The sequence below is a fragment of the Gimesia chilikensis genome, assembly GCF_008329715.1.
Taxonomy (GTDB): domain Bacteria; phylum Planctomycetota; class Planctomycetia; order Planctomycetales; family Planctomycetaceae; genus Gimesia; species Gimesia chilikensis.
Window position 1 is genome coordinate 293,786 of the sequence record NZ_VTSR01000011.1, and the last position, 24,596, is coordinate 318,381.

The 24,596-nt window shown below is 52.9% G+C and carries 21 protein-coding genes; 9 read left to right on the forward strand and 12 right to left on the reverse strand.

Annotation, left to right across the window (positions count from 1 at the left end; genetic code table 11):
* Window positions 1-66: 66 nt before the first annotated feature.
* Window positions 67-1,344, reverse strand: coding sequence for an outer membrane protein assembly factor BamB family protein (locus FYZ48_RS16695; RefSeq protein WP_149342333.1), 1,278 nt, complete (start codon window positions 1,342-1,344; stop codon window positions 67-69).
* Window positions 1,345-1,853: 509 nt separating this feature from the next.
* Here FYZ48_RS16695 and FYZ48_RS16700 point away from each other — a divergent pair.
* Window positions 1,854-3,179, forward strand: a complete 1,326-nt coding sequence (locus tag FYZ48_RS16700) for a HEAT repeat domain-containing protein (RefSeq protein ID WP_149342335.1) — start codon at window positions 1,854-1,856, stop codon at window positions 3,177-3,179.
* 26 nt (window positions 3,180-3,205) lie between these two features.
* Here the strand turns inward: FYZ48_RS16700 and FYZ48_RS16705 are convergent, their stop codons facing one another.
* From FYZ48_RS16705 to FYZ48_RS16715, 3 genes are all read right to left on the reverse strand, one after another.
* A complete protein-coding gene (locus FYZ48_RS16705; RefSeq protein ID WP_187782065.1) occupies window positions 3,206-4,552 on the reverse strand; it encodes a sulfotransferase family protein in 1,347 nt (448 codons plus the stop codon).
* 59 nt (window positions 4,553-4,611) lie between these two features.
* Window positions 4,612-6,837 carry a biotin/lipoyl-binding protein gene (locus FYZ48_RS16710; protein ID WP_149342340.1) on the reverse strand — a complete coding sequence of 742 codons (2,226 nt, stop codon included), beginning with the start codon at window positions 6,835-6,837 and terminating at the stop codon, window positions 4,612-4,614.
* Window positions 6,838-6,899: 62 nt separating this feature from the next.
* Window positions 6,900-7,859, reverse strand: coding sequence for an efflux RND transporter periplasmic adaptor subunit (locus FYZ48_RS16715; protein WP_187782066.1), 960 nt, complete (start codon window positions 7,857-7,859; stop codon window positions 6,900-6,902).
* A 688-nt stretch (window positions 7,860-8,547) separates the two neighbouring features.
* Between FYZ48_RS16715 and FYZ48_RS16720 the strand changes: the two genes are divergently transcribed.
* Window positions 8,548-10,569 carry an efflux RND transporter periplasmic adaptor subunit gene (locus tag FYZ48_RS16720; RefSeq protein ID WP_149342344.1) on the forward strand — a complete coding sequence of 674 codons (2,022 nt, stop codon included), beginning with the start codon at window positions 8,548-8,550 and terminating at the stop codon, window positions 10,567-10,569.
* A gap of 82 nt (window positions 10,570-10,651) precedes the next feature.
* Here FYZ48_RS16720 and FYZ48_RS16725 read toward each other — a convergent pair whose 3' ends face one another.
* The 6 genes from FYZ48_RS16725 to FYZ48_RS16750 form a co-directional block, all read right to left on the reverse strand.
* A complete protein-coding gene (locus FYZ48_RS16725; protein ID WP_149342346.1) occupies window positions 10,652-11,284 on the reverse strand; it encodes a hypothetical protein in 633 nt (210 codons plus the stop codon).
* 133 nt (window positions 11,285-11,417) lie between these two features.
* A complete protein-coding gene (locus FYZ48_RS16730; RefSeq protein WP_149342348.1) occupies window positions 11,418-12,806 on the reverse strand; it encodes a POT family MFS transporter in 1,389 nt (462 codons plus the stop codon).
* Between the two features lie 38 nt (window positions 12,807-12,844).
* Window positions 12,845-13,534, reverse strand: coding sequence for a DNA repair protein (locus FYZ48_RS16735; protein WP_242022692.1), 690 nt, complete (start codon window positions 13,532-13,534; stop codon window positions 12,845-12,847).
* A gap of 35 nt (window positions 13,535-13,569) precedes the next feature.
* On the reverse strand, window positions 13,570-13,875 hold the full coding sequence (locus FYZ48_RS16740) for a hypothetical protein (RefSeq protein ID WP_187782067.1): 306 nt from the start codon (window positions 13,873-13,875) through the stop codon (window positions 13,570-13,572).
* On the reverse strand, window positions 13,865-14,812 hold the full coding sequence (locus tag FYZ48_RS16745) for a metallophosphoesterase (protein ID WP_149342353.1): 948 nt from the start codon (window positions 14,810-14,812) through the stop codon (window positions 13,865-13,867). Before FYZ48_RS16745 ends, FYZ48_RS16740 begins: the two co-directional genes overlap by 11 nt.
* On the reverse strand, window positions 14,802-16,145 hold the full coding sequence (locus FYZ48_RS16750; protein ID WP_149342355.1) for an ATP-binding protein: 1,344 nt from the start codon (window positions 16,143-16,145) through the stop codon (window positions 14,802-14,804). The genes FYZ48_RS16745 and FYZ48_RS16750 overlap by 11 nt, the downstream gene beginning before the upstream one ends.
* 183 nt (window positions 16,146-16,328) lie before the next feature.
* On the opposite strand from FYZ48_RS16750, the gene FYZ48_RS16755 reads away from it, so the two are divergent.
* The 3 genes from FYZ48_RS16755 to FYZ48_RS16765 all read left to right on the forward strand — a co-directional run bounded on the left by FYZ48_RS16755 (window position 16,329) and on the right by FYZ48_RS16765 (window position 18,909).
* On the forward strand, window positions 16,329-17,510 hold the full coding sequence (locus tag FYZ48_RS16755; protein ID WP_149342357.1) for a lactonase family protein: 1,182 nt from the start codon (window positions 16,329-16,331) through the stop codon (window positions 17,508-17,510).
* 99 nt (window positions 17,511-17,609) lie between these two features.
* On the forward strand, window positions 17,610-18,266 hold the full coding sequence (locus FYZ48_RS16760; RefSeq protein WP_149342359.1) for a phosphoribosylanthranilate isomerase: 657 nt from the start codon (window positions 17,610-17,612) through the stop codon (window positions 18,264-18,266).
* Between the two features lie 208 nt (window positions 18,267-18,474).
* Window positions 18,475-18,909 carry a response regulator transcription factor gene (locus FYZ48_RS16765; RefSeq protein WP_149342362.1) on the forward strand — a complete coding sequence of 145 codons (435 nt, stop codon included), beginning with the start codon at window positions 18,475-18,477 and terminating at the stop codon, window positions 18,907-18,909.
* A 15-nt stretch (window positions 18,910-18,924) separates the two neighbouring features.
* Here the strand turns inward: FYZ48_RS16765 and FYZ48_RS16770 are convergent, their stop codons facing one another.
* A complete protein-coding gene (locus FYZ48_RS16770) occupies window positions 18,925-19,419 on the reverse strand; it encodes a DUF420 domain-containing protein (RefSeq protein WP_149342364.1) in 495 nt (164 codons plus the stop codon).
* A gap of 230 nt (window positions 19,420-19,649) precedes the next feature.
* Between FYZ48_RS16770 and kdsB the strand changes: the two genes are divergently transcribed.
* From kdsB to FYZ48_RS16790, 4 genes are all read left to right on the forward strand, one after another.
* Window positions 19,650-20,405 (forward strand): 3-deoxy-manno-octulosonate cytidylyltransferase, encoded by a 756-nt coding sequence (gene kdsB, locus FYZ48_RS16775; protein WP_149342366.1) that lies wholly within the window; start codon window positions 19,650-19,652, stop codon window positions 20,403-20,405.
* Window positions 20,406-20,593: 188 nt separating this feature from the next.
* Window positions 20,594-22,258 (forward strand): CTP synthase, encoded by a 1,665-nt coding sequence (locus tag FYZ48_RS16780; protein ID WP_315853203.1) that lies wholly within the window; start codon window positions 20,594-20,596, stop codon window positions 22,256-22,258.
* Between the two features lie 52 nt (window positions 22,259-22,310).
* Entirely contained in the window at window positions 22,311-23,240 is a 930-nt protein-coding gene (gene truB / locus FYZ48_RS16785) for a tRNA pseudouridine(55) synthase TruB (RefSeq protein ID WP_149342368.1), read from the forward strand.
* Between the two features lie 48 nt (window positions 23,241-23,288).
* Window positions 23,289-23,864 (forward strand): Maf family protein, encoded by a 576-nt coding sequence (locus tag FYZ48_RS16790; RefSeq protein WP_149342370.1) that lies wholly within the window; start codon window positions 23,289-23,291, stop codon window positions 23,862-23,864.
* A 78-nt stretch (window positions 23,865-23,942) separates the two neighbouring features.
* Here the strand turns inward: FYZ48_RS16790 and FYZ48_RS16795 are convergent, their stop codons facing one another.
* Window positions 23,943-24,494, reverse strand: a complete 552-nt coding sequence (locus FYZ48_RS16795; protein ID WP_145041608.1) for an RNA polymerase sigma factor — start codon at window positions 24,492-24,494, stop codon at window positions 23,943-23,945.
* Window positions 24,495-24,596 lie beyond the last annotated feature (102 nt).

Here is a 24,596-nt window from a genome sequence, read left to right on the forward strand (position 1 = left end):
TTTAGCCACTCTCTGGTCAGAAAACAAACGAGGCAAACCCTGCGTCAGCAGAAGAGGCGAACCTGTTTACTGCACAGGGTTTTCAGTCGCCGGAGCTTCGGTATTCGCATTATCGGCAGCAGGTTCGGGAGCCACTTCGGGGAGAATCGGATATTTATCCTGATGCTTGAAGCGAATCGGGAACGGCAGATCTTTCTGTTTGAGACACAGAATGACGCCTGATTCAGAAGCACAGAAAATACGATCGGTCAGCTCGTTCATGAGTTTGACCTGATATTTTCGTAAAGGAACCGCTGAGAGCAGTGCGCCGTCCTTGCGGGACAGTACGAGCAGATTGCCCAGTTCATCCGAGGCATAGACCCGGGTGGGAGACATCGAAAGAAAACTCGAACCCAGTGGCTGCCACCATTCTTCCATACCGGTTTCACTGGACAGCTGGAACAGACCACTCTTGCGTGAAGAGAGATAGACTTCGTTCTCCAGAACCATGACCGGAATTCGGATTGGGAATGAGGTACGGATTCTCCAGCGGACAATACCGTTGAGAATATTCAGGCAGTACAGATTCTGATCCTCGGAAGCGAGGTACACACTATTCTTATTTTCTGCCAGATTGGTGGCAATCGGGGCGTCGGTTTCAAACTGATAGGTCAACTTCCGATCGGTCAAAGTGACGGAATACAGCGATCCATCCTGACTGGCAAATACCAGGGCACGGGGAGTCACAATTGAAGGAGTCGTAATGGCATCGCCTGTCTGGAAGGTCCAGCGAATGGCAAGATCACGCCAGGCGGGTAACTTGGATTCGCCGCTCAGCTCTTTCAACCTTCGCAGATTCCAGGCGTAGACACGACCATTCAGCGTGCCGACGTAAAGCGCGTCTTCGTCAACGGTCGGGCTGGTGGAGGCGGATGTGGGAAGCTGCAGTTCCCAGTCGATCTCACCGTTCATCCGGTCGATGGAATAGATTTTCGTTCCCACCGTGATAAAGACATATTTTGAGTTCGTAACCGGCGGGTAACTGATATTGTTCCCCCGCCCCATCTGAGTCGCCCAGAGTTTCTTTCCGGTTTCGTTGTTGAAAGCAGTGATGATCCCGGAAGTGGAAATCGCGTATAGATTCACTTCATCCAGTGTGAGATGCACGATGCGGTCCCGGTGAGGATCCACAGTGGCCTGGCCCCACCAGACCCGTTCCAGATTATGCTTGACCAGCGAACGCTGGGTTGGAACCGTCAGTCCCACGGATGATTCGTTTAAGCGTTGCGCCTGCAGATTTTCAGAGCACAGCCCCATAACCAGTAGCGCCAGAATCAAATACTTGGGCATCTTCCAACCAGACATATTCAATCTTTTCCAGAATGATTTAGGAGAACGGGTGATTCAAATTCGCGGAGAATGCTCTCAGACATCAGAAACGATGCGAGACCTCCCTCTCTCAAGTCTACATGATGGATTCATCAGACACCGAAAGAGTCTGTAAAAACAGGTAATATTCTGGCCTGCTCCTGACTCCAGAAATATCACACTCACCCTATTCTACCTACACAACCAAGCTGGAATCCAGCATTGTTCCGCCGAGATTCGAAGAATTTTCACCATCAAAACTGAACAGATTTATCAAATTGGTTGCCGTAAACAGTTCTCGCAGGTTATTCAGTAGCAGATAGTTCCCAGCCAACGATTGATGCTGACGGATTTACTGATTAAGTGGTTCCTGTCGGATGCTGCGGTAATCCTGCGTTCCTGCGAAACAGGAACTACTCAGTCCGTCCTGGATGTGTTAAAATAACTGCAGTTTTCCTGTCTGCAAATCAAGCTTTGATCCTCTCACAGCCTGAAAGGGAACTGGCATGAAACTCCCCTGCTCTGCTTTGATGTTTCCAGGCGTTTTCAGACTGGCGGTGGTCCTGTGTTTGACACTGGGACTGTGTCATTCGGCGCAAGAGGTTCGCGCCGATCTGATCAAGCTGAAACAGGGAGGAGAAATTCGCGGTAAGCTGCTCAAAGAGAGCGCTGGTGGCGAGACCACACGCACCATCGAAACGCTGAGTGGAGGTCGCATCAGCGTCGATGCTCAGCAGATCGATTTCGTTACGAACCGCCCCCTGGTGATAGAAGAATATGAATCCAGGGCGCACCAGATAAAGAACACTGTCGAAGCCCATCTGGAGCTTTCGGAATGGTGTCGCGAGAATTTCCTGACGACGCCTCGTCTACAGGAGCTGGAAAAAGTGATTGAGCTTGATCCCGATCACGAGCAAGCACGGGCCGCCCTGGGATATACCTTACGTGATGGCGAATGGATGACCCGCGACCAGATCATGCGGAAAAACGGCTATGTGAAGTACAAGGGCCGCTATGTCTCATCTGCAGAACTGGAACTGCTGGAAAAAAATCAGGCGGACCTGGAAGCTGAGCGTGCCTGGAGCAAAAAAATCAATCTGTGGGTCACCTGGCTCACCAGCCAGAATCCGCAATACCAGTCCGAAGGACTGCAGAACATTCAGAATATCAACGATCCCAACGCGGTCGCCGGTCTGGCCAGGAACTTGGGGAAACATGAGAATCTGAGTCTGCGGTCTCTACTGGTAACGACTTTGCAGCAGATCCCCGGACACCTGCCGTTACGTCCGCTGGCAGAACTGGCACTGACAGATCCGCATCAGGCGATTCGCGATGCAGCACTGCAGGCGCTTTCTGCACGCGATGCGTCTCAGGCGATCGTCTTTTTTATTGAAGCGTTGAAGCACAAATCGAATCTGATCGTCCAGCGAGCCGGAGCGGGACTGGCGGCGATTGGAGATCGGGAGGTCGTCCCTGAACTGATCGACGCCCTGACGACCAGCCATACTTATCGGGTTCGCGTTCCGGATGCCACTTCGACGTACAGTTTCAACAGCAATGGATCGTTCGGCGGTTCAGGAGTGGTGTTGCCACCCGAGATAGAAGCGGGACTGCTGGCCGGGCGTTATCCCAACGGGGTAATCGTCTTGCCCTCACAGCAACCCAAGGTCCGCATGCGGACTGTCTCAGTCAAACATGTCCACCAGAACAGCGCGGTGCTGGATGCCCTGCAGAAGTTGACCGAGCAGAATTTCGGTTACAACCAGCGATTGTGGCGACTCTGGTGGTCATCGGTTGAAAACCAGACGGGAATCATCCCCGCGATTCCGTGAGGTATCCGTAAATCGACTCCCGGTTCTCAGTTTTCTTCACCGGCCAGCACCTGACGTAAGCCGTCCAGATGCTGATTGTAGTTCTTCCACCGCTCCAGGCCGGAACGGTTCATGGGACGCCTTACCTGCCAGTTACTTGCAGTCGTCACAGGACGCTGATTGGCATGAAAGTCCAGGCACTGGTCATCCCAGTCGACGCCGATGAATTCAACCAGTTCCCGGGAAATGGCTTCCTGATTCTGAACCAGGTCGGCGTATGCCAGTTCGTAAGGCTGGTGGGGCAGAACCTGTTGCCAGTGCGCCATCAATCGCTCATATTCGCGGTAGTAGAGCCCCAGATCTTTGAGATCATGCGAGTAATCGTGACCGGTGCGAAACCGCTGAAAGTAACAGGAGAGACAGGTATCGAGGGGATCGCGACGGCAATGAATGACTTTCGCCTGGGGAAACAGAATGGCAATGAGCCCCAGGTAAAGATAATTTCCCGGCATTTTATTGATGACGCGACTGGCACTTTGGTTAAAGTTACGCAGACGCTGAAGATAGGCTTTTCCAAACCCAGAGAATGCATTGACAGGCAGTTGACGGATGCACTCAGGATATGGAGTCTGCCCGGGAGTATGACGCGGCATGGTGCCGGCGATACTGGAGATGTCACTGAGTTCCCCTGCCCCGTGCACATCCGGGTGACTGGAGAGGATCTGTTCTACCAGAGTCGTTCCTGTACGTGGCATTCCTATGATAAAAACCGGCAGGTCTGTCTGCAGGCCGTATTGAGACAATTCTCGAATCGTTTCTGCAGAGAAGACTTCAATGACCTGATCGATTCCCTGACGATGTTTTTGAATATCGAACTGCACCTTGCGGCTTTGATTACCCAGCTCGTAGTAGAAAAACGCCTTATCGTAATCTTTGAGATCATTGAATATTTTACCGCCGGCAAAACCAAGGAAGCAGCGGTCTTCATCGCTGAGATCATCGCGGGCTGCCTGTTGCTCAATCATTTCAATTACCGGATCATCGGGTGTGAACTTTCGCGTAGCGGAGTAATTGAAATAAGCCTCTGCGTAATCAGGCTTCAACCGGATCGCGGTTAAATAGTGATCTTCAGACAGCTGAAACTCACCAAGCTGGCGGTAGATCGCGGCCAGGTTATGGTGATATTCGGAAATCCGCGGTTGCAGTTCAATGGCTTTTTTGAGCAGATCCACCCCTACGCTGTGCTGACCTGACTGAGATTTTGCCAAGGCATAAAAGTGCAGAAACTGGGAATTGTCCAGATTCGCATAATAGTAGGGGCTTAATAACGCTTCTGCTTTTTGCGGCTGATTCTGCTGCAGTAACTGGACCGCTTCCGTGATGATGCTGTTCATACTGTTCTCGAAACAGGTTCTGAAAAGTGATCTCTCGTACGTGGTATTCTCTGAGAGGATCAGAGGCGGAAGTGGAATGTTTTTCGGAAGTAGCGCCAGAGCCATTGGCCGGTCGTCAGCTGACTGACCAGGAATCGCGCTTTGCCCCGCATGTTGGTCCGGAACAGGAAGACATCCTCTTCCAGCGGTACGATCGCCTGGTACGCAGTACTGGTCAGTTTTTCGTTGCCGTCTTTGTCCGTTACCGTAGGCAGTTCGCCTCCCATTTTATTCGAGAGCGTGGGAGGGACATAATCCCGGTGCCCGTGAGCGACCCGTTCGATTTTCGATGTGTAGATTTTCTCCGGCAGGTGTTCCATTTTGAGTTCCACCTGCTGGTCGATCTGGAAATCGTTGCGATATTCCTGATCGATATAGAGCACGGCCTGGAAACGTTCTTCCGGAGCAATACTCAGCATATGCGTCCCTTTGTCGAGATAGCAGTCGGCATTACGGGGATCAAGGGGAGTCCCGTGCCAGCCGGAAAGTCGCTTGCGGGAGTCGGATAATTTGGGCTCCGGTTTGCGTGCCGGGGCGATCACTTTCCCACTGATCGGTGCGATGACTTCCATATGCTTGAGCTGTTCCTCGATCTCGGCAATTTGCTCATCAATGGTGGCCAGCTTTTCCTTGGCCACCTTGACACCTGCCTGATCTCCCAGTGCGCGATATTTGTAGATCTCGTCTTCCTGAACTTTACGTTCGATTTCTTTCAACTGGTACAGCTTGTCTTCTTTCTCGATGTTGACGATCCGCGCCAGCAGTTGTCCCTGCTTGACCTGCTGTCCGGGTTCGACATAGACCTGTTCCAGTCTGCCCGGCTCGGTGGTGTAGACATCTTTCACGCCGTAACCTTCGACAACGAAAGGTGCCTCAAAATGCATGGGAACTGGGATCAGGAGAATTCCCAGGATCAAAGCGACAGCCACAGTCACAGTCGCTGAGACTTTGAAGTAATTCATGGGTTCGGTCCTTGGAGCTGCAATAATTTTGTAAATGTTATAGATAATCCCACCAATGAATGAGACGACAGAGATCACCGCCAGAGTGATACCGATACTCTGCAGGTCATAAGGTTTCAGGACGGTATACAGGAACAAAGTGATCCCGAACATGATGAACCAGCGGTAGACCGCTGCAGAAACCGCATACAGGATGAACCAGAATTTACCGGTTTCCGGCATAAAGGGATCCCGCTGCGATTCAATTCCCAGACAGTACCAGGCGAAAGTATCGCGAAGATGCTTATCGGCTTTCTGCCTCAGGTTGGGAATCTCCAGCAGGTCACTCATCATGTAATAACCGTCAAACCGCATCAACGGGTTCGCGTTGAAGATCACGGTCGTCACGGTGGAGATAAAGAACAGGTTCAAAGCCAGGTGGTTCAGGAGGCCCGGTTTGGTAAACCACCAGATCCAGACCGCGATGGCAGACATGATGACTTCGATATACATCCCGGCGCCGCCGATGATGATCCGCTGCCATTTATTTCGCAGCATCCAGGAATCGGAAACGTCACAATACAGGCAGGGGCTGAAGACGAGGAACATGATCCCCATCCCGTGGCACTCCCCATTGTAATGCTTGCAGGAGAGACCGTGCCCGAATTCGTGGACGACTTTCGCCGCTCCCAGCACGAACCACATGTAAATCAGGTTGGGCCAGCCAAAAAACTGCTGGAATTCCGGAAGTCGACTGCGAAACGCTTCGAACTGCACACCGATCAGAATCCATGAAGACAGGATCAGCAGCGCGAACATGGTGGTCGCCCAGGGTTTCCACATCCATTTCACATAGGGATACATCTTTTGGAGCGTCGTTTCCGGGTCCCAGCCGGGCAGCCTGAGATAGAGCAGGTTTTTCACGGTGGAGAAGAATTTCTTCTTCGTCTCTTCGCGATACTGCTTGATCAGGGTGACTCCCTGTCCCGGACGTCCGCTGGTCAGCAGCCCTTTACGATACAGGTCCGAAATCAACTGCTGGATTTCAGAAATGGAAAGTAACAGGGTGGGATACTGACGATGGACCTCATCCCGAATTTCTTCCGGACTGCGTTCTCCATTGAGCAGATTCAGAATGTAGTACTGCTCGGGATGCAGCCGCGTGTATTTCAGGGAGACCGGGTCTTTGATAACCCAGTACCCCAGTCCTTTGTAATGAATCCATTTGCTGATTAAATCATCGCGCACGCTCAGCGGAATCGGTCGTTCCGTTGAGGATGTCATGGATTCGCTAAGAGTACTCATATGTGGTCAGGATTCCTGGCAGATTAAGAAATGTCACTTCTTTTTCAGTCTACGAGAACAGCTTAGTCCTCAATATTCTTTGCCGGGCTTCCCTGCGCCACTTTGGGTTCTGATTTATCCGGCAGGATTTTCATTGTGGCCATGTAGCCTGCTTTGAGAATGTTTTCCGGATTTTCGACTTCGGCCCAGACCCGAATTGATTTCCCGTGGATGGGTTCGACTTCGACATCGATAAAAGTAATTTTGCCGTTGAAGGTTTCGTTCTCAACAGGCAGACGCACACCATGAATGTCCAGTTGGACTTCGACGGGCGTTCCCACATGAAACTTCCAGGTATCCTGGATATTCACATAACCTTCCACTTTGACCCGGTTGGTGCTGACCAGTTCCAGAACTTCATCACCGTGACGGACGACTTCGCCGGTCGAACGGAATTTTTTGGTGACGATGCCGTCAAAGGGAGCGATGACTTTCATTTCTTCGAGCTGGGCGTCGATTTCATCGAGTTGCAGCTTATTCATATCGAATTCCAGCTCTGCCTGTTCGATTTGCAGATCGCTTTTTTCGGCGTTCAGGGTCAGGCGTTTGATATCGAGTACGGAAATCGTGTTGGGAACCCGTTTATTAATATCCTTGTTCATTTCCAGTTCGACGTAGGCGGTGTCCCGGGCTTTCTTGGAATAGCGAATTTCAATATCGTTTGTGGCTTTCTTCTCTGCTGTCCGGCGGGCTGCCTTGAGGGCATCGCTTTTTAAGCCTGCGATCACCTGGCCCTTTGTGACTCGCTCCCCTTCGTTGGGTTCGACAAACTCGAGTACGCCGGGACGATCGCTACCGAGGATGACGCGGTCGATCAGTTTAATCCGGCACTCACCAACGGAGATGGCAGCTTCGGGATTTGCAGTCGGTTTCTTTTCGGTGGCTTTCTTTTCGGTGGCTTTGTCTTCGGCCAGCAGGGTCGTTCCTGCATATCCGAGACTGCAACCTGCGGTCAGCAGCATTGTGTACAACACGTGTTTCATTTTGAAATTCATATCCTGATCCTAAAACTGAATCTTAAGGTTCCCGAAGCAAAAAGCCTGCATTTCAACGCTGGTCGAGACTGGAGAGTCTGACATATATAAATATAGACACTTCAGTGCCTCATATCTAACGCCCGGTTCACACTACTCACAAGCAATTTCTGAAGTGGAACAAACCTTTTTCACGGGCTGGTTCAGAACATAACGACATGTTGAACTCCCGCAGCAGGGCATTACAACCGGAATACTTTACCCAGATTATCCTGTTTTCGATATTTGAGACGATTTCCAGCCCCCCTGCCAATCAATGCCTGACCGTAAGTCATGTTCTATTTTCCAATTATGGCCTGTTCTGATTCTACGCATGTTATACTTCAAATATTTGACCGTCTCTTATAACAGGGTATGTTTTTACGGCTCCGGGCTACTGGACCGATTACTCACTTTGTCCGTTTCTTTTCCGCAACATGCCAAAAAAAAGAGATTTACGACAAATTGTCTTTTTGCATTCGCCCTTCCCCCCGAATAAAATCAGGGTATGTAAGATTGTCCACACAGTGAAAATCGCGTGGGGAACCAGCAAAAAACCATAGTTTACGTCAAACATACCGTATAATTTCTGAAAGAGTCTCATTTCAGAAATGGAAAACGGAAATCCATCGATCGATCAAACAGGTAAGTTAACTCTATGACCAGCACTCAATCGCCCACTCAGACCCGTGAACGCGTCATTCGTATTGCGCGGGAAATCGAAGAGTTTGCTCATTCCAACGTCGCCCCCGAGACATTCTTCCGTGAATTTCTCAGACGCGTGGTAGCCGGACTGGGAGCAACGGCAGGTGCTGCCTGGTTAATCGATGAAAGCGGTCGGTTGACGATCAAAAGTGAAGTCAATCTGGCAGACACCGGTTTCTACGAAGAACCAGAGGCGATTCTGAAGAACCAGCGTCTGCTCTCTGATGTCGTTTCCACGGCTGAAGCGCGCATCTTTACCGCCGACGGTGAGAGCGATGTCCACCTCCCCACCGATAACCTGATTGTGGTGGCAGCGTTGACGATTCGCAAAAAACCGGTCGGTGTCATCGAAATCTTCCAGCGGTCGAATGCTCCTAAACAGGCTCACTCAGGTTACCTGCAGTTTGTCGAGCAGATGTCGGGCTATGCCTCGCATTATCTGACAGAGCGCGACAAAGCCAATCAGTCGGATGCATCCCTCGAAGTCTGGGAAGAAGTCGACCAGTTCGTCCAACAGCTGCACCGCAGCCTGGATTTGTCTGAAGTCGCGGCGACCGTCGTGAATGATGGTCGTCAGCTCCTGAATGCTGACCGCGTCAGCCTGGCGATGCAGTACGGCAGAAAAACAGTCATCGAAGCAATCAACGGACAGGACAAAGTCAACAAGCGGGCCAACACGGTCCGACTGCTCTCCAAGCTCTCCAACAAAGTTCTGGCAATGCGTGAGGCCTTTATCTACTCAGGGTCGGTCGATGCGATTCCCCCGCAGATTGAAGAGCCCCTGGCCGACTACCTGCAGGAAAGCGGAACCCGCATGATCATGATCGTGCCGCTTTTCGAACCGGAAAAAATTGTCAAAAATGATGACGAAGCCCTGGGGCGTACCAGCGATAAACCTCGCAAACTGATTGGCGGTCTGATCGTTGAACAGATCACCGACAGCCAGCCGCGACCTCATCTGGAAAGCCGCGCTGATCTGCTGTCGGGGCACATCGCCAGCGGGATTGCCAATTCCCGCAACTACGAGAGCATTTTCCTGATGCCGCTCTGGCGGATGGTCGGACGCATCTTTGCTTCGCTGCGTGGTAAAACTCTCGTCAAAACCCTGGTCGTGATCGCACTGCTTGTCGCTGCCGGCGTGACACTGGCGATGGTTCCCTATGATTATCGAGTCAACTGTGACGGTCGACTGATGCCGACCATTCAGCGGGAAGTCTTTACCAACTGGGAAGGCGAAGTCGTCAAGATTCATGTAGAGAGTGGACAGCAGGTGAAAAAAGGTGACCTGCTGGTGGAAATCCGCAACGAAGACCTGAAAGCCCAGGCCGTAGATGCGGAAAACAAACTGAACGAACTCCGCCTGTCGATGCTGGCAGTGAATGCCCAGCTTCAATCGGACTCCAACAATAAACGCCCGGTGGAAGATATCATCAATCTCCGTGGTAAATTATTTGAAACACGCACCCAGATCGCAGGTACCGAACGGCATCTGGAGATTCTGAACGAGCGACTCGACAAACTGAATGTGCGGGCTCCCATCGATGGCGTTGTCACCACATTCCAGGTGGAACAGCTGCTGATTAACCGTCCGGTGCAGCGGGGTGAACTGCTGATGGAGATCATGGATCCCAACGGTCCCTGGCAGCTGGAACTGGACGTGGAAGAAAAACGGATGGGGCACATCCTCCGAGCGGCTGAGAAGAAGGGCGATATCGAGTTGCCCGTCGAATTCATTCTGGCAACGTCCAACGAACTGACCTACGAAGGGGAAGTCACCGAAATCTCAACACGGGCCAATCACGCCGAAGAGGTAGGGTCGATTGTGGAAACCTATGCCACATTTGATGAAGAAGCACTGCCGATGCTGCGAATTGGTGCTGAAGTGAGTGCCAAGATCGACTGCGGTGAACGCAGCCTGTTCTATGTGCTGTTCGGTGATGTGGTGGAAACCGCCCGTCGTTACTTCTGGTTCTAACAGCCGATCGACAATACTGAAAACAAAAAACGCCCCTGGATTAAATTCCAGGGGCGTTTTTTTATCGATTTACAGACCGCGACTATTCTTTGTCAGCAGGTTTGTCTTCGGTCTTTTTCGGTTCTTCTTTTTTGGCTTCCTCTTTCTTCGGCTCTTTTTCATGTGCATGATCGTGATCATGATCGCCGTGCTCATGGCCGTGACCATCGTGCTTCAGGTCAACATGAAAATGATTTTCGCCGATATCAAGGTGGAAGTGCCCATTCAGATCGGATTCTTTTTTGATCGATTCCGGAATGGCTTTCCCTTCGGCTACGAAACGGGAGGACTTGCCGTCCTTTTCCCCTTCCAGAGGCTTGGCAGCCAGCGGAATTTCGTGTTCTTTGTCGCCAACTTCCATATCAAAGTCGATGGACTCGGCAGCGATCGGAACAGCAGCTTTGGCATCAGGACCGAGAATGAAGGCGGTCAGCGTGCGTTTATCGCCGTCAAAGACGACTTCCACGTGGTACTGTTCTTCACCCACTTCCAGCAGATGACCGCCGTTGGGGCCATGGGCGTGTTCGTGATCGTGTCCATGGTCATGTTCTGCTTCCGCGGAAGCCTGGGAGTCTTTTTCATCGAATGTACGGGTTTCATCCTGTCCGGCACAACCGGTAAACAGGGCGAGTGCCCCGCTGCAACAGACGACAGCCAATAAATTATTAATCCGCATTTTCATTCCTTCCCGAATTATATGAAACAAAGTGTTTTGATAGCGATTTTAATTCGCCCTGTCGATTACATATGCAAATCATATGCAGAATGAACCATAAAGAAAAGCGATCTGCTGAAGTTTCACACAGAGATCACTGAATCCCCTCTTCCTCAGCCTGCGCCTCATCGATAGCATCATCCTGAATATATGTTTTTCCTTTATAACGCTGCGCGACGAACACAAACAGTACCGCGGCCACCAGCATCAGTCCGGAAAAGAACCAGAAGTATCTGGCGCCTTCCAGGTATGAGCTCTGCTCATCAACCATAATGACTTCATTCACACCCGCAGTCAGCAGATTCCCCACCGTCATGGAAAGAAAGAAGAGTGACATGATGAATGACTTCATCGATTTGGGAGCCTGAGTATAGGAAAATTCAAGGCAGGTAATCGAAACCATGACTTCTGCAGAAGTCAAAACCAGATAGGGAATCGCCTGCCAGAGTATGTGAGGAGGGTTATCAGGAGCATGGATGATCCATGATTCAAGCAGGGCGCTGATGGCAAACGAGGCGGCTGCCAGAAAGAAACCGATGGAGATTTTCCGCAGGGGCGTGAGTGGAAAGACTTTGTCGATCAAGGGGTAAATCACATACGTAAACGTCGGCACCAGGATTAAAATAAACAGGGGATTGAGTGCCTGTATTTCGGCCGCTCCCAGCTCATAGCTACCAATCATGTGTTTCATCTTTGTTCCCTGGAGCACCCAGGAAGATCCCGTCTGATCGAAGAGCGACCAGAAGACGGGGAGAAACACATAATAGAGTACCGACAGATTCAACAGCGCCTGCAGTCCTTCCTTACCAAATGTTTCCGAGCGAAACTTCTCCCAGCCCGAAGCGGGAATGTGCACAAATTCATTGCGTCCCAGCCAGAACAGGATGGTGGCGATCAGCATCAAGATACCCGGCAGTCCAAACGCGTAATGAGGTCCATAGTTCTTAAGGATCACCGGAATCAATAAGGAAGCGACAAAGGCCCCCATGTTGATCGACAGATAGAACCAGCCAAAGACCCGGCTGAGCAGATGCTGATTTTTCTTGCCGAACTGATCTCCCACATGGGCAGAGACACAGGGCTTGATCCCCCCAGCGCCAATGGCGATCAAAGTCAGGCCGACCAGCAGCCCCGTTCGCGTTTCATCAATGGCCAGCGCCAAGTGGCCGAAACAGTAGACGATCGACAGAGTCAGAATCGTCCGATATTTGCCCCAGAACACATCGGAGATAATGGACCCCAGGAGTGGGAAGAAGTAGACGGCAGCCACAAACAGATGAAAGTATTTCGTCGCCTGTTCATCGCTCATGTAATCTTTCATGCCCTCTGCATTGAGCAGATACTGTGTCATGAAGATTACGAGTATGCCCCGCATCCCATAATAACTGAAGCGTTCGGCCGCTTCGTTGCCAACAATATAGGGAATCCCGTTCGGCATTTTGGTGGAAGGGACAGGAGCAGTCTTATAAGTTGGCGATGTCATCAGTTGGTCTGGTCCTTCAATGGTGTCTCGACTTCGGTTCAGGTTGATTCTTGCTGCTGCCGATCCGTTTCCACGCGTTCTACCTTTACCCCTTCGGGAGAGGGAGTGAATTGGAAAATGGTGTCAGCATAACGTTCAAACATTACCGGATCGTGGTGACTGATCATGATAATCTGGAAGCCGAGTGCCTGCCCCGCCTCATGAATAATTTTCACTAACCGTGGTACCAGATCGGGACGGAGCCAGCAATCCTGTTCGTCCAGAACAAGTACCCGCCGGTGTTCTGTTTCATCCAGCGTCATGAGCGCAAACATCCGCAGGCCGACCGAGAGGATGTTGGCCACCGAGCCCCCCTGCCCCCGCATAATGTCTTCCGTATTGCCTTCCCGTTCGATCTGAAATTCGACCGTGGCGGCGTTGCGTTTCCATTCAGCGACCGCCTTGAGCTTGAGCGGCTGTTCCAGAACTTCCTGGAGGGCGATCGTCAGTTTCTCCTGAATCATCTGCAGTTCCTGCTCGAACAGCTGACCGCTTAAGGTCTCCAGGGCTTCGGTGACCTGCTCAGAGATCCCCAGGTACTGTTCCGTTTCCTGCAATTGTTGTTTGAGCTGGGCCTGGTCTTTCTCTTTCTGTTCGCGCACCGCGGAGAGCTTCCAACAGCGGCGCTGCAGGCTCATGGGAGACCGCAGTTCCCCGGGCTCGGTCTCGGAATCAGATTGAGAAGTCATGTCGCTCTGCATGGCTCACTTTCCATTCGGCCGGTTCAGGAAGCGTCTGCTGACTGATGTGCGGTTTCAATTTGGGAGAGTTCGGTTTCGATCTTCGCGAGACTCTGATGATACTCGGCCCGCTTACGGGCATTCTCATCCTTGATCTGCTGCAGCTTTGCTTTCAACTCTTCCAGTTGATCGGTGCCATACTCCTCCTGCGCCTGTTGCTTGAGCTCGTTCAGATTCTGCTCCGCATTCACCAGGTCGCGTTCGGATTCAATTTTGCGTTTATTCAGTTTCTGAAACTGTTCCGTCAAAGCTTCGATATCGGGAACTGCTCCCTGCTGGTCATTCGTCATCGCGGGAAACCTCATCTGCTAATTTCTGTATTTCTGCTGCCACGGTAGTTTCAAACTGGGGCAGATTTTTTTCCAGGAACAGTTTCAGCCCTGCTCCCGTATCCGTTCTCCGAGACTGTAATTCGGCCAGCCCCGAAATAAAAGCGGACGGCACGCCTTCCTCGGTTTCGTCTTCCATTTCCGGATGAAAGACTTCATCAAAGGCGGCATGGGGGATTTCCACCTGGGAACGTCGCCAGCCGTCTGCGGTCGCTTCGAGTTTCAGGACAGAAGGAATATGCGCCCGGGTCGCATCGCTGCGCGAACGCCGGATGATATTCCCCGGAGTCACCCAGGTCGTCTGCCCTTTCTGCACGTCTTCGAGCCGACGATGAATGTGGCCGTTGACGACATATTCCACGCCTGTAATTTCATAGGGACGCAGGTGCCCCTGTTCCTCGTAGCCGGGAACGAGCAGATCGTGGTGGGTCACCCAGACGATCAGCGGCGAATCGGTTTCGTGCTCAAAGGCGTCTGCCTTGGGAAGTTTGTGTCCCCAGGAAGTGCCTCCCACAATCACGGAACGGCCTGCCATGGTGCCTCGCCAGGGATTTTCGGTTGAGAGCAGACGATAGCGGCCCGCCTGGATGAGGATGCTGAGCGTGTCGTGTTCGTTCAACTGGTTTTCACGGCAGTCATGATTACCGTAAATGCCGTACACAGGAGTTTCGAATAAGGTCAGCAGTTCACACAGCAGCCAGTTCTGATTGTCGCGGGGAACATGAAACAGGTCACCCAGGATCACGGGAAGTAAGCTTTGTTCCTGCGCCGTCTGCAGACACCACTTGATTTTCTCCAGCACGACGCGGGGATAATCGTCCCTGCGAAAGCCGGGAACCCGCCCTTCCACGTGGGGATCGCCGATCAGGAGCACACCTTGATATTCTTCAGGCGTCATGTGTGTGCCCCTTCAATCCGGTTTCGGCTGACTGAATGAAGCGATCCGGCTCCAGTTCTCCGCCACACGTGGGGCACGTGGGATTCTCTTCCACCCAGTGGAGCAGTTCGACGCGGGCCTGTTCGTATTCGGCTTTGACTTCAGCGTGTCTCTGCTTCCGCTCCAGAAACTGTGTCTCCGCGGCAGTCCACTGCTGACAGAACTGCGCGAGCTTCGCACCATCGACCAGTTCCGGTGGAGAAACGCATTCTGCGAGGATCTCGGCTTCTCTCCGATCCCGTTGCGTGCGGGCTTCTGCGGCCGTCAATCTGGCGATCAGCTTCTCCAGACTTTCAGGGTCGGTCAGCTGGGGAGGATCTTCCAGCGGTTCCAGGCAATTCTGTGTCGCCTGTGACTGCTGGCAGATGCGATCCTGCAGTTGATAATCTCTGATCAGAGCAGCGAGTGCCGATTCATTTTGCAGCGCAGGGGGATCGCTTAATGTCTCCAATGCGGAGACAGTCGTCTGTGAGCGCTGCAGCCCGCTTTGAATCGTCTGCCAGCGCTGGACCAGTGCTGCGAGGGGGCGTTCCGGTTCCTGCTCCAGCGGTCCGGGTAGTACCTGCAGACAGGCAACCCGGCGGGAACAGAGGGCGACACGGGTTTCCGCTTTCGTGAGTTCCGAAATCAGCGTTTCCAGCTGCTGAATCTGCTGCGTTTCGGCCTGGAGTGCCTGATATTGTGTTTCGAGGGTCTCGAGTTCGGATTCCAGATCGGGAACGGGCTCCAGCAGTTTCAGTGTGGCCTCGTTCTGTTTCTGCTCGGTCTGTTGTCGCTGATAGTCCTGCTGGGCCACTTTGACTTTGCTGCGGTGCCGCTTCTGCATCTCGATCAGCACGGAGGCATCCGAGGAGGAGGCAAAGAAGCGGGCGGCCCGACTGCCCCGATCGCCCAGCAGAAAGATGGGCGATTTCTGCTCGCCGAAATGGACATCGAATTCATCGCTGTCCCCCGACTTGACTTTCGCCAGTCTTAATACTTCCGGGAGGATATCGGGGACATTGTTTCTGAGACGATGGAAATCCTGCCCGTCAATCGTATAACTGACGACCTTCTTTTTACGTTTCCATTCGATGACGTGGCCGTCGTCGGTTTCCACGATCACGCGGCACTCTTTGGCACCGTGCCTGACCATGTAATCGCCCGAGGTATTTTCCGCCAGTACCTGCAGGGCAGAGACGAACGCCGACTTACCGCAGTTATTGGGCCCCGTCAGCACGGTGAGTCCGGGCGACAGCTCAATCTCGGTAAACGCGTGGCTCATAAAGTTATGTAGTGTAATCCGTTTCAACATGCCTCAAAGTATAATCATTTCGGTTCGCGAATCACAGGATTGACGCCCCCGGTATTTCAGATCGCCGCCGAAACAGAGGCTTGCGTTCCGCCGTTGATTCGGGTCAAATAACTTCAAAGCCCGGTGAGGGATGGACTGCCCGTCTCCCGCCCTGTTCTCCTGATATTTCAGATAGGATTGCCCATGCTCGCGCCGACCCAATATTTCCTGTGCTTCGCTCTCTTTTCCGGAGCCGTCTGCTCCACCTTACTGACACAAACCGCATCCGGGGCTGAGCAATATCGGGTTTATGTGGGCACCTATACCCGCGGCAGCGACAGCAAGGGGATCTACCAGTTGCTGCTGGACAGCAAGACGGGCAAGCTGACGCACGTGGATGTCACGGAAAACAGCGTGAATCCCTCGTTTCTGGCGATTTCGCCCAATCAGAAATATCTCTACGCTGTTAATGAAATTAATGATTTCGAAGGCCAGAAAGCGGGTGCTGTCAGCTCGTATGCGATTGCCGCAGACAGTGGCAAGCTGACGTTTCTCAACCAGCATTCTTCCCGGGGAGGATCTCCCTGTCACCTGGTAGTAGATGCGACTGGTAAGTTCGTGCTCGTGGCCAACTATTCCGGCGGTAATATCTGCACGCTGCCGATCCAGAAAGATGGTTCCCTCGGCCCCAGTTCTGCTTTTGTCCAACACACCGGTTCCAGTGTGAATGCAGCCCGTCAGAAAGCACCGCACGCACATTCGATTAATCTGGATCCCAAGAACCGTCATGCGGTTGTCGCCGATCTGGGCATTGACGAACTGCGCGTCTACGATTTTTCTGCAGCCGACGGCAGCCTGACTCCGAACGCGGTACCGGGCATCAAAATGGCTCCGGGAGCCGGTCCGCGGCACTTTGCCTTTCATCCAAGCGGGAAATGGGGTTATGTCATTAACGAGCTGAACCTGACCGTGACCGCCATGAAATACAATCAAAAGACGGGTGTCTTTGAGATTCTGCAGAATATCACCACCGTTCCAGAAGGAACGAAACGGAAAGGGAATTCCACAGCGCAGGTTCTGGTGCATCCCTCTGGAAAATTCCTGTATGGCTCCAACCGGGGCCCGAACACGATTGCCATGTATGGAATCGATCAGAAAACGGGCGAACTGACGTCCCTGGGTTATCAGCCGACCGGCGGTGCGATTCCGCGGAACTTCAATATCGACCCGAGTGGGAAATTCCTGCTGGCCGCGAACCAGGATTCGAATAACGTCGTCGTATTCAAGATCGATCAGAAAACGGGAGTGCTGGAACCGACGGGGCATGAAATCGACGTTCCCAAGCCGGTCTGTATTCAGTTTCTGCCGATCGGCGGTACTCCCTGAGTTGACTGACGTCTATAATGCAGACACCTTACCGCGGAGGAAACCCTGCCGCGGTTGCATTGCTTTTGAAAACCTCCAGTCAGAACAAGATCGACACATATGTGGACGAAAATCTGTGGCATTCGTGATGCCGAAACCGCCCGCATGGTGGCGGATCTGGGTGCCTCTGCACTCGGTTTGAATTTTTACGCCCCTTCACCGCGGTGCATTTCTGTTGAAACCGCTGGGGAAATCGCTACGGCCGTCTCGAAGAATGTCGCTCTGGTCGGATTGTTCGTGAATCACAGCCTGGAGGACATTGAAACAATCTGCCAGTCCGTTTCACTCGATCTACTGCAGTTGCACGGTGATGAAACGCCGGAATTCCTGGCGGAACTGGCGGAGCGACTGCCGAACCTGCCTTTGATCCGAGCATTTCGAGTGCGGGAAGCGAATCTCGAATCAATCGCCGCCTATCTATCTGACTGCGATCGCTGTGGCAAACGCCCGGATTACCTGCTGATCGACGCTTATTCACCAGATGCCTTTGGGGGGACCGGCAAAGTGGCTCCCTGGGCGGTGATTCAGGAATATTATCAGTTTACCGAGTGGCCGCCCCTGATTCTGGCGGGGGGACTGACCCCCGAGAATGTCGCGGAAGCCATCGCCGCGGTGCAGCCGTTTGGCGTGGATACCGCCAGCGGAGTGGAATCGGCACCGGGGATGAAAAGTGAGGAACTGGTGGCATCCTTTATCAATCGAACAAAAAAAGCGTGAAATTTCGATCGTCTAACTGGTATAATACGACACAGCTCACGAACGAAAGATGAAGAATCAGAACAGTTTTATGCAACTGCCTTGAGAATCCCGAGTTCGAGCTCTACCATATATCTCAGACCGGAGTGTCTGAGTACGTGGCGCTGAGTCACTTTGAAAAACAGGAGTTGCGGGAAACGCATCGTTTCTCCAGGGAATGAAAACGACCATGTCAACTGATTACAATATTTTACTGATCGAGGATGACCGTGAGATTTCCAGCACCTTGAGTGGTGTGATTAAATCTGCGGGCTATAACATCATCGTGGCCCCCAACGGACTGGAAGGGCAGAAGCTCGCCCAGACAGAGAATCCCGATCTCGTCATCACCGATATGATGATGCCTAAGATGGGAGGTTTCCCCGTGCTGGAAACTCTCAAGTCGCTGCCTTCTCCCCCCAAGGTGATCATGATCACCGCCAATGAAGGTGGTCGGCACAAAGCGTATGCCGAGATGCTCGGAGTCGACGACTATCTGCGGAAGCCTTTCGCGATGGACGTCTTTCTGGATGCCATCGCCCGCGTTTTGGCAAAAGACTCGGACGACGGAGATGATAGCAAACCCGCCAAAGGACCTCTGTCACGCTCACGTAAAAAATCGTAAGCGTCCTGCCTGCCCTTACCCCCCGGCAACCAGCGCGACGTAGTACCAGTACAACCCGGTCAACGACGTCAGCGTGATATCGATCGTAGAAATCCAGCCCAGTTTTTTGTGCAGGCTGCTGTGCGCACAGGGTACGGGCGGATTGGGAATACGTTTCAGAGCCAAAATCAGCGTCGTTCCCCAGAAGAAAGGTGTGCTGACGGCGAACAGCAGGTGCACGTAGAGGACATTCCGGACATAGTCGAACTGTTCGGGTGTCAGGGGGACCTCGCGTTGCTTAACGATATTCTGCCAGCCGCCGTGCATGATCTGGACGTCCACTTCGAAGGCGGCCACCGCCACCAGCAGGACAGCTCCGAGCAGAATCTGCAGCTTTTTGTGCAGCGCAAAATTATGTTTGATTTTAACTGCGTAGAGGCTGAATAAGAGAAGTGGGACAATCAGCAACAGTGCCGTGACCACAAAATCCAACATGAATGTTGAGCGATAGCCTAAAAATCCATGCTCCATCTGAGTATCCTGTTTTGGCGTATGGGGGGGAACGAGATCTGTTCGCGAGGAACCATATCAGAACTTCAATTCTGATCCAAGCCCAGCCTGATTTTGCTCTCGATCAGTTTCCTTGGTGGAATGGCGCGAATTTCCCCGGCTCCCACTTGCAGAGTCAGACAGGCTTGATACATTGGGCCAATTAAGGATTTTTTCAGCCAGCCGTTCTCTCAGACACAGGAGGTGTGCACGTGCCAGTGTGCGGCGTGATTCCCGCCCGACTCGAGTCATCGCGACTCCCCGGAAAACTGTTATTAAGTGAAACCGGACAGACGCTGATTCAGCATACCTGGGAGGCAGCAGCCCGCTCCGAACGGCTGGATCGCCTGATCGTGGCGACCGACAGCCTGGAAATTCTGGAAGCCGTACATGGCTTTGGCGGCAAGGCGTTTCTGACGGGAGAGCATCCCAGCGGCACCGACCGGATAGCCGAAGTTACGGAAAAAGAGCTCTTGGATGCGGATATCCTGGTGAATATCCAGGGAGACGAACCCGAAATCGCGCCTGAATTCATCGATCAGCTGATCGACCTGCTGGAATCTTCCCCGGAAGCCGAAATGGCGACGCTGGCCACCCCCATCCGCAGCCTGGAACAGTTACAGGATTCGTCCTGTACCAAGGTCGTCTGCAGACAGGATGGTTCGGCGCTGTACTTCAGTCGCCTGCCGATTCCCTTCACGCGCGATGTCGCTCCCGAAACACTGCTGCCCGAACAGAGCCCCTGGTTATTGCACCTGGGGCTGTATGCCTACCGTCGACCGTTTTTACTTGAGCTCACCAAAGTCTCTCCGACTCCACTGGAACAGCTGGAGAAACTGGAACAGCTCAGAGCCCTGGAAACGGGTGCAAAGATTCAGGTCGGCACCGTCGCTCATCCCACCGTTGGCATTGATACCCCGGACGATTATGCCCGGTTCGTCAGCCGCTATCAGCAGGGAACGAATTAGATTGCAGTAAGTCGCTTATTGATCAACAGTTAACGATCAGCCCCCGGATCGGTTTCAGGCATTTCCCTGCAAGCCTGACGTGTTAGAATATTCATGAGTGGTGACTGAGATCCGGCAGTCCTGCTCGCTTTTCATCTGATTAAAGCGTGCAATTTCGCATTGCTTTCCATATCATGCAGCAAAGATTAATGACAGCTCAAACAACAGACAGCGAAATGACCAAACACACCACAAAACACATTTTTGTCACCGGCGGCGTCGTCAGTTCTTTAGGGAAAGGTCTGACCTCAGCCTCCATCGGTCTGCTGCTCGAACAGCGCGGCCTGCGGGTCCGGATGCAAAAGCTCGATCCGTACATCAACATCGACCCCGGCACCATGAACCCTTACGAACATGGTGAAGTTTACGTACTCGACGACGGTTCAGAGACCGACCTCGACCTGGGGCACTATGAGCGGTTCACCAACAGCCCGCTCTCCCGCAAATCCAACTACACTACAGGGCAGATTTACCAGCGAGTGATTGAGAAAGAGCGCCGGGGTGAATACCTGGGAGCGACCGTGCAGGTCATTCCGCACATCACCGATGAGATCAAAGAATCGGTTTATAACCTGGCCAGCTCCGATGTCGATGTGGTCATCACCGAACTCGGGGGGACCGTGGGTGACATCGAAGGTCTGCCCTTCCTCGAAGCCATCCGTCAGATTCCGCTGGATATCGGTAAAGAAAACTGCCTGTTTATCCACCTGACGCTCCTGCCTTACATCAAGGCGGCGGGAGAAATGAAGACCAAGCCGACCCAGCACAGTGTAGGCCTGCTGCGGCAGATCGGGATTCAGCCCGACGTCCTCATCGTGCGTACGGAACGTCCGATGGACAAGGATCACGCGGACAAGATCGCGCTGTTCTGTAACGTCGAAAAAGGGGCGGTTATCGAAGAGGTCGATACCGAATATTCGATTTACGAAGTACCCCAGGGACTGGCCGATGACGGACTGGATAAGCTCATCATCCGCAAACTGCAGATCGACGCCGAACCTCTGGACCTGGCCAACTGGCGGACCCTGTTGAACCGGATCAAAAACCCGGAACACGAAGTGACCATCGCCGTGGTTGGAAAATACATCGATCACAAAGATGCCTACAAGTCGATTTACGAATCACTGTTCCACGCCGGCTTCCATCACAATACCCGGATTCTGCTGAAGCGGATCGAAGCGGAGGAAGTCGAACGCCAAGGGGCAGAGAAACTGCTCTCCAACGTTGACGGGATCCTGGTTCCCGGCGGTTTCGGAAAACGCGGCATCGAAGGAAAAATCGCATCTGTTAAGTTTGCCCGCGAAAACAAGATTCCCTACTTCGGAATCTGTCTGGGTATGCAGTGTGCGGTCATCGAATTCGCCCGGAATGTACTGGGACTGCCCGATGCCCATAGCACGGAATTCGATAGCGAAACCAGCGCACCGGTGATCTGTCTGCTCGAAGAACAGAAAGAGATCACCGAAAAAGGGGGCACGATGCGACTGGGAGCACAGGACTGCATCATTACCAAAGAGACCAAAGCACACACCTGTTACGGTGCAGACTCCATCAGCGAGCGGCACCGTCACCGGTACGAGTTCAATCCTGAATTCCGGACGAAGATGGTCGAAGGTGGGATGATTCCGACCGGTACCAGCCCCAACGGGAACCTGGTTGAAATCGTCGAAATTCCGGATCATCCCTGGTTTCTTGCAGTTCAGTTCCATCCGGAATTCAAGTCCAAGCCGGTCAGCCCGCATCCGCTGTTTGCCGGGTTCGTCAGTGCGGCTCTGAATTATCATCAGCAGAAAGTGCGTGTCTCTGTTTCCTGACAGAGACGCGTGTCTGATTCCGGAATGTATCAGAACAGGGAGACATTCCCCGATGAGCGGTTCTCCTTCTAAAGCAGACCTGCAACTTTCAGGTCTGTTGAGCGTTAACAAACCCCAGGACATCACTTCCCGCCAGGTCGTCAACCAGTTTCAAAAGCTGGTCCGCCCGGCCCGAGTCGGCCATGCAGGGACACTCGACCCCCTGGCAACGGGAGTGCTGGTACTGTGCGTCGGTTCCTCGACTCGGTTGATCCGCTTTGTGCAGGATCAGCCCAAGGAATACATCGGCGAATTTGTACTGGGAAAACGGAGCGACACCGACGATATCACAGGCAAAGTCTTCGAAACACCGGACTGTCCGGTGATTGAACGGGAACAGTTGGAACGCTTGCTGCCCACCTATCGTGGTTCCATCGAACAGACTCCGCCGCAGTTTTCAGCAGTGCATGTGAATGGCAGACGGGCATACGATCTGGCCCGCCAGGGTAAGACCGTTGAAATCGAGCCCCGCACGGTCGAGGTGTATGAACTGGAAATCGTGAAATTTGAGTTCCCCCGTTTTCAGCTGCGGATTGTCTGCGGTTCGGGAACTTACATTCGTTCGATCGGACGCGACCTGGGAGAAGACCTGGGCGTGGGCGCTACGATGACCTCGCTGGTACGTTCGCGGATTGGGGAATTCAAGCTGGAATCAGCATTGAGCCTTGAAGAACCCCCGACTCTGGATGCAATCTCTGCCAATCTGCAACCGCCTATCAAAGCCGTTCCCCATTTACCACATTACCGGTGCGATGCACGAGAACTGCGCGCCATCAGTCTCGGACAGAAACTGACCGGCCCTCCGGAAAGGCTGCCTGAGACGGACGAAATCACCGAAGTTGCGATCGTCACTCCCGCCGGTGAGCTGGCAGCGATTGCGGAATGGGATCGTCCTCATCAGTGTCTCTCCCCTCGACAGGTTTATGCAAAGCGTCCTGACTAAACGGTCTACCAGAGAAAAAGAAATCCCCCGATTCAAGAAATGCGTACTATGCAACTCATTCTGGCCAGTACTTCAACTTATCGCGCGGAACAGTTAAAGCGTCTGGGAATTCCGTTTGAACAAGAGGATCCGCAGGTTGATGAAGACATTCTGAAGCAGGCTGGGCTGCCTCCCGCAGAACTGGCCAAACGGCTGGCGCTGGAGAAAGCGCACCAGGTGCAGCAGCGTTTCCCGACTGCGCTGATTATCGGCGGAGACCAACTGATTTCCTTCGAAGGAGATGTGCTGGGGAAACCGGGTTCTAACGAACGGGCGGTTCAGCAATTAATGCGACTGCAGGGGACCAGTCATGAACTGATCACCGCGATCGCGGTACTGGGTCCGGCGTTTGAGGAAGTTCACTGCAATCACACGCGGCTCACAATGCGTGCCCTGGATGAAGTTGCGCTGCGGCGGTATGTCGAATATGACGAACCCTGGAACTGTGCCGGAGCGTACAAGATTGAAAGCCGGGGCATTGCCCTGTTTGAATCGATCGAATCAACCGACCACTCGGCGATTACCGGAATTCCATTGATGGAGCTGACGTCCCTGTTGAGACGCGCGGGCCTGGAACTCCCTTAAGCCAGGAATCGCGCAACAAAAAACGCCTGCAGAGGCGGGCCTCCACAGGCGTGGTTCGATTCCTTTCATGAACGTCACTCATACGGACTGGACGTCCAACAGTGCTTCCCGCAGACGATTACGTGCGGTGTGCAGTCGACGCTTGATCGTCCCGATGGGCCGATCGAACTCGTCACTCATTTCCTTCAGGGACTGGCCCTTGAAGTAGAATGAGATCAGGGTCTGACGGTCGACTTCACCCAGCGATTCCAGTCCGCCACGCAGTTCAGTAGCCCGCTCGCTTTCCAGCAGTTTGTCCAGCGGGTTTTCCGGTTCATCGTCCAGGACGATGAAGGTATCCGGGCTCTGAATGCATTCGTTAGGCCGACGAACGGCTCGATTGATCGACATCCGGACGGCGATCTGCCGCAACCAGCCACCGAATCGCTCCGGTGCATTCAGCTGTGACAGTTTCCGCATGGCCTGGATGAAGACATCCTGAGTAACTTCACTGGCTTCAGCGTGGTTACGCAGACGCTTCATTACGATCGCGAAGACCGTAGATTCAAATTGAACAACAAGTGAACCGAAGGCGTCTCGATCTCCATTCTGAGCAGCCGTAACTAACTCGATTAAGTTCTGATCTTCCATTGTAGTATCTCTTCTCTGTCCCTGAATCAGGACTCTGAATTCATTGAAGTTCAAAGTGGTTCGTTAAGCACATGCAAACCGGAAACGGAACAGCGTTTGAAT

What these genes read in the sequence shown, in the direction of transcription:
- truB (WP_149342368.1), top strand. Translation starts at nt 22,311, where the DNA reads ATGAGCGGTTCTCCTTCTAAAGCAGACCTGCAACTTTCAGGTCTGTTG.
- FYZ48_RS16725 (WP_149342346.1), bottom strand. Translation starts at nt 11,284, where the DNA reads ATGCGGATTAATAATTTATTGGCTGTCGTCTGTTGCAGCGGGGCACTC.
- FYZ48_RS16770 (WP_149342364.1), bottom strand. Translation starts at nt 19,419, where the DNA reads ATGGAGCATGGATTTTTAGGCTATCGCTCAACATTCATGTTGGATTTT.
- FYZ48_RS16795 (WP_145041608.1), bottom strand. Translation starts at nt 24,494, where the DNA reads ATGGAAGATCAGAACTTAATCGAGTTAGTTACGGCTGCTCAGAATGGA.
- FYZ48_RS16695 (WP_149342333.1), bottom strand. Translation starts at nt 1,344, where the DNA reads ATGTCTGGTTGGAAGATGCCCAAGTATTTGATTCTGGCGCTACTGGTT.
- FYZ48_RS16710 (WP_149342340.1), bottom strand. Translation starts at nt 6,837, where the DNA reads ATGAGTACTCTTAGCGAATCCATGACATCCTCAACGGAACGACCGATT.
- FYZ48_RS16745 (WP_149342353.1), bottom strand. Translation starts at nt 14,812, where the DNA reads ATGACGCCTGAAGAATATCAAGGTGTGCTCCTGATCGGCGATCCCCAC.
- FYZ48_RS16705 (WP_187782065.1), bottom strand. Translation starts at nt 4,552, where the DNA reads ATGAACAGCATCATCACGGAAGCGGTCCAGTTACTGCAGCAGAATCAG.
- FYZ48_RS16730 (WP_149342348.1), bottom strand. Translation starts at nt 12,806, where the DNA reads ATGACATCGCCAACTTATAAGACTGCTCCTGTCCCTTCCACCAAAATG.
- FYZ48_RS16715 (WP_187782066.1), bottom strand. Translation starts at nt 7,859, where the DNA reads ATGAAACACGTGTTGTACACAATGCTGCTGACCGCAGGTTGCAGTCTC.
- FYZ48_RS16790 (WP_149342370.1), top strand. Translation starts at nt 23,289, where the DNA reads ATGCAACTCATTCTGGCCAGTACTTCAACTTATCGCGCGGAACAGTTA.
- FYZ48_RS16755 (WP_149342357.1), top strand. Translation starts at nt 16,329, where the DNA reads ATGCTCGCGCCGACCCAATATTTCCTGTGCTTCGCTCTCTTTTCCGGA.
- FYZ48_RS16740 (WP_187782067.1), bottom strand. Translation starts at nt 13,875, where the DNA reads ATGACGAATGACCAGCAGGGAGCAGTTCCCGATATCGAAGCTTTGACG.
- FYZ48_RS16735 (WP_242022692.1), bottom strand. Translation starts at nt 13,534, where the DNA reads ATGACTTCTCAATCTGATTCCGAGACCGAGCCCGGGGAACTGCGGTCT.
- FYZ48_RS16765 (WP_149342362.1), top strand. Translation starts at nt 18,475, where the DNA reads ATGTCAACTGATTACAATATTTTACTGATCGAGGATGACCGTGAGATT.
- FYZ48_RS16700 (WP_149342335.1), top strand. Translation starts at nt 1,854, where the DNA reads ATGAAACTCCCCTGCTCTGCTTTGATGTTTCCAGGCGTTTTCAGACTG.
- FYZ48_RS16780 (WP_315853203.1), top strand. Translation starts at nt 20,594, where the DNA reads ATGACAGCTCAAACAACAGACAGCGAAATGACCAAACACACCACAAAA.
- FYZ48_RS16720 (WP_149342344.1), top strand. Translation starts at nt 8,548, where the DNA reads ATGACCAGCACTCAATCGCCCACTCAGACCCGTGAACGCGTCATTCGT.
- FYZ48_RS16750 (WP_149342355.1), bottom strand. Translation starts at nt 16,145, where the DNA reads ATGTTGAAACGGATTACACTACATAACTTTATGAGCCACGCGTTTACC.
- FYZ48_RS16760 (WP_149342359.1), top strand. Translation starts at nt 17,610, where the DNA reads ATGTGGACGAAAATCTGTGGCATTCGTGATGCCGAAACCGCCCGCATG.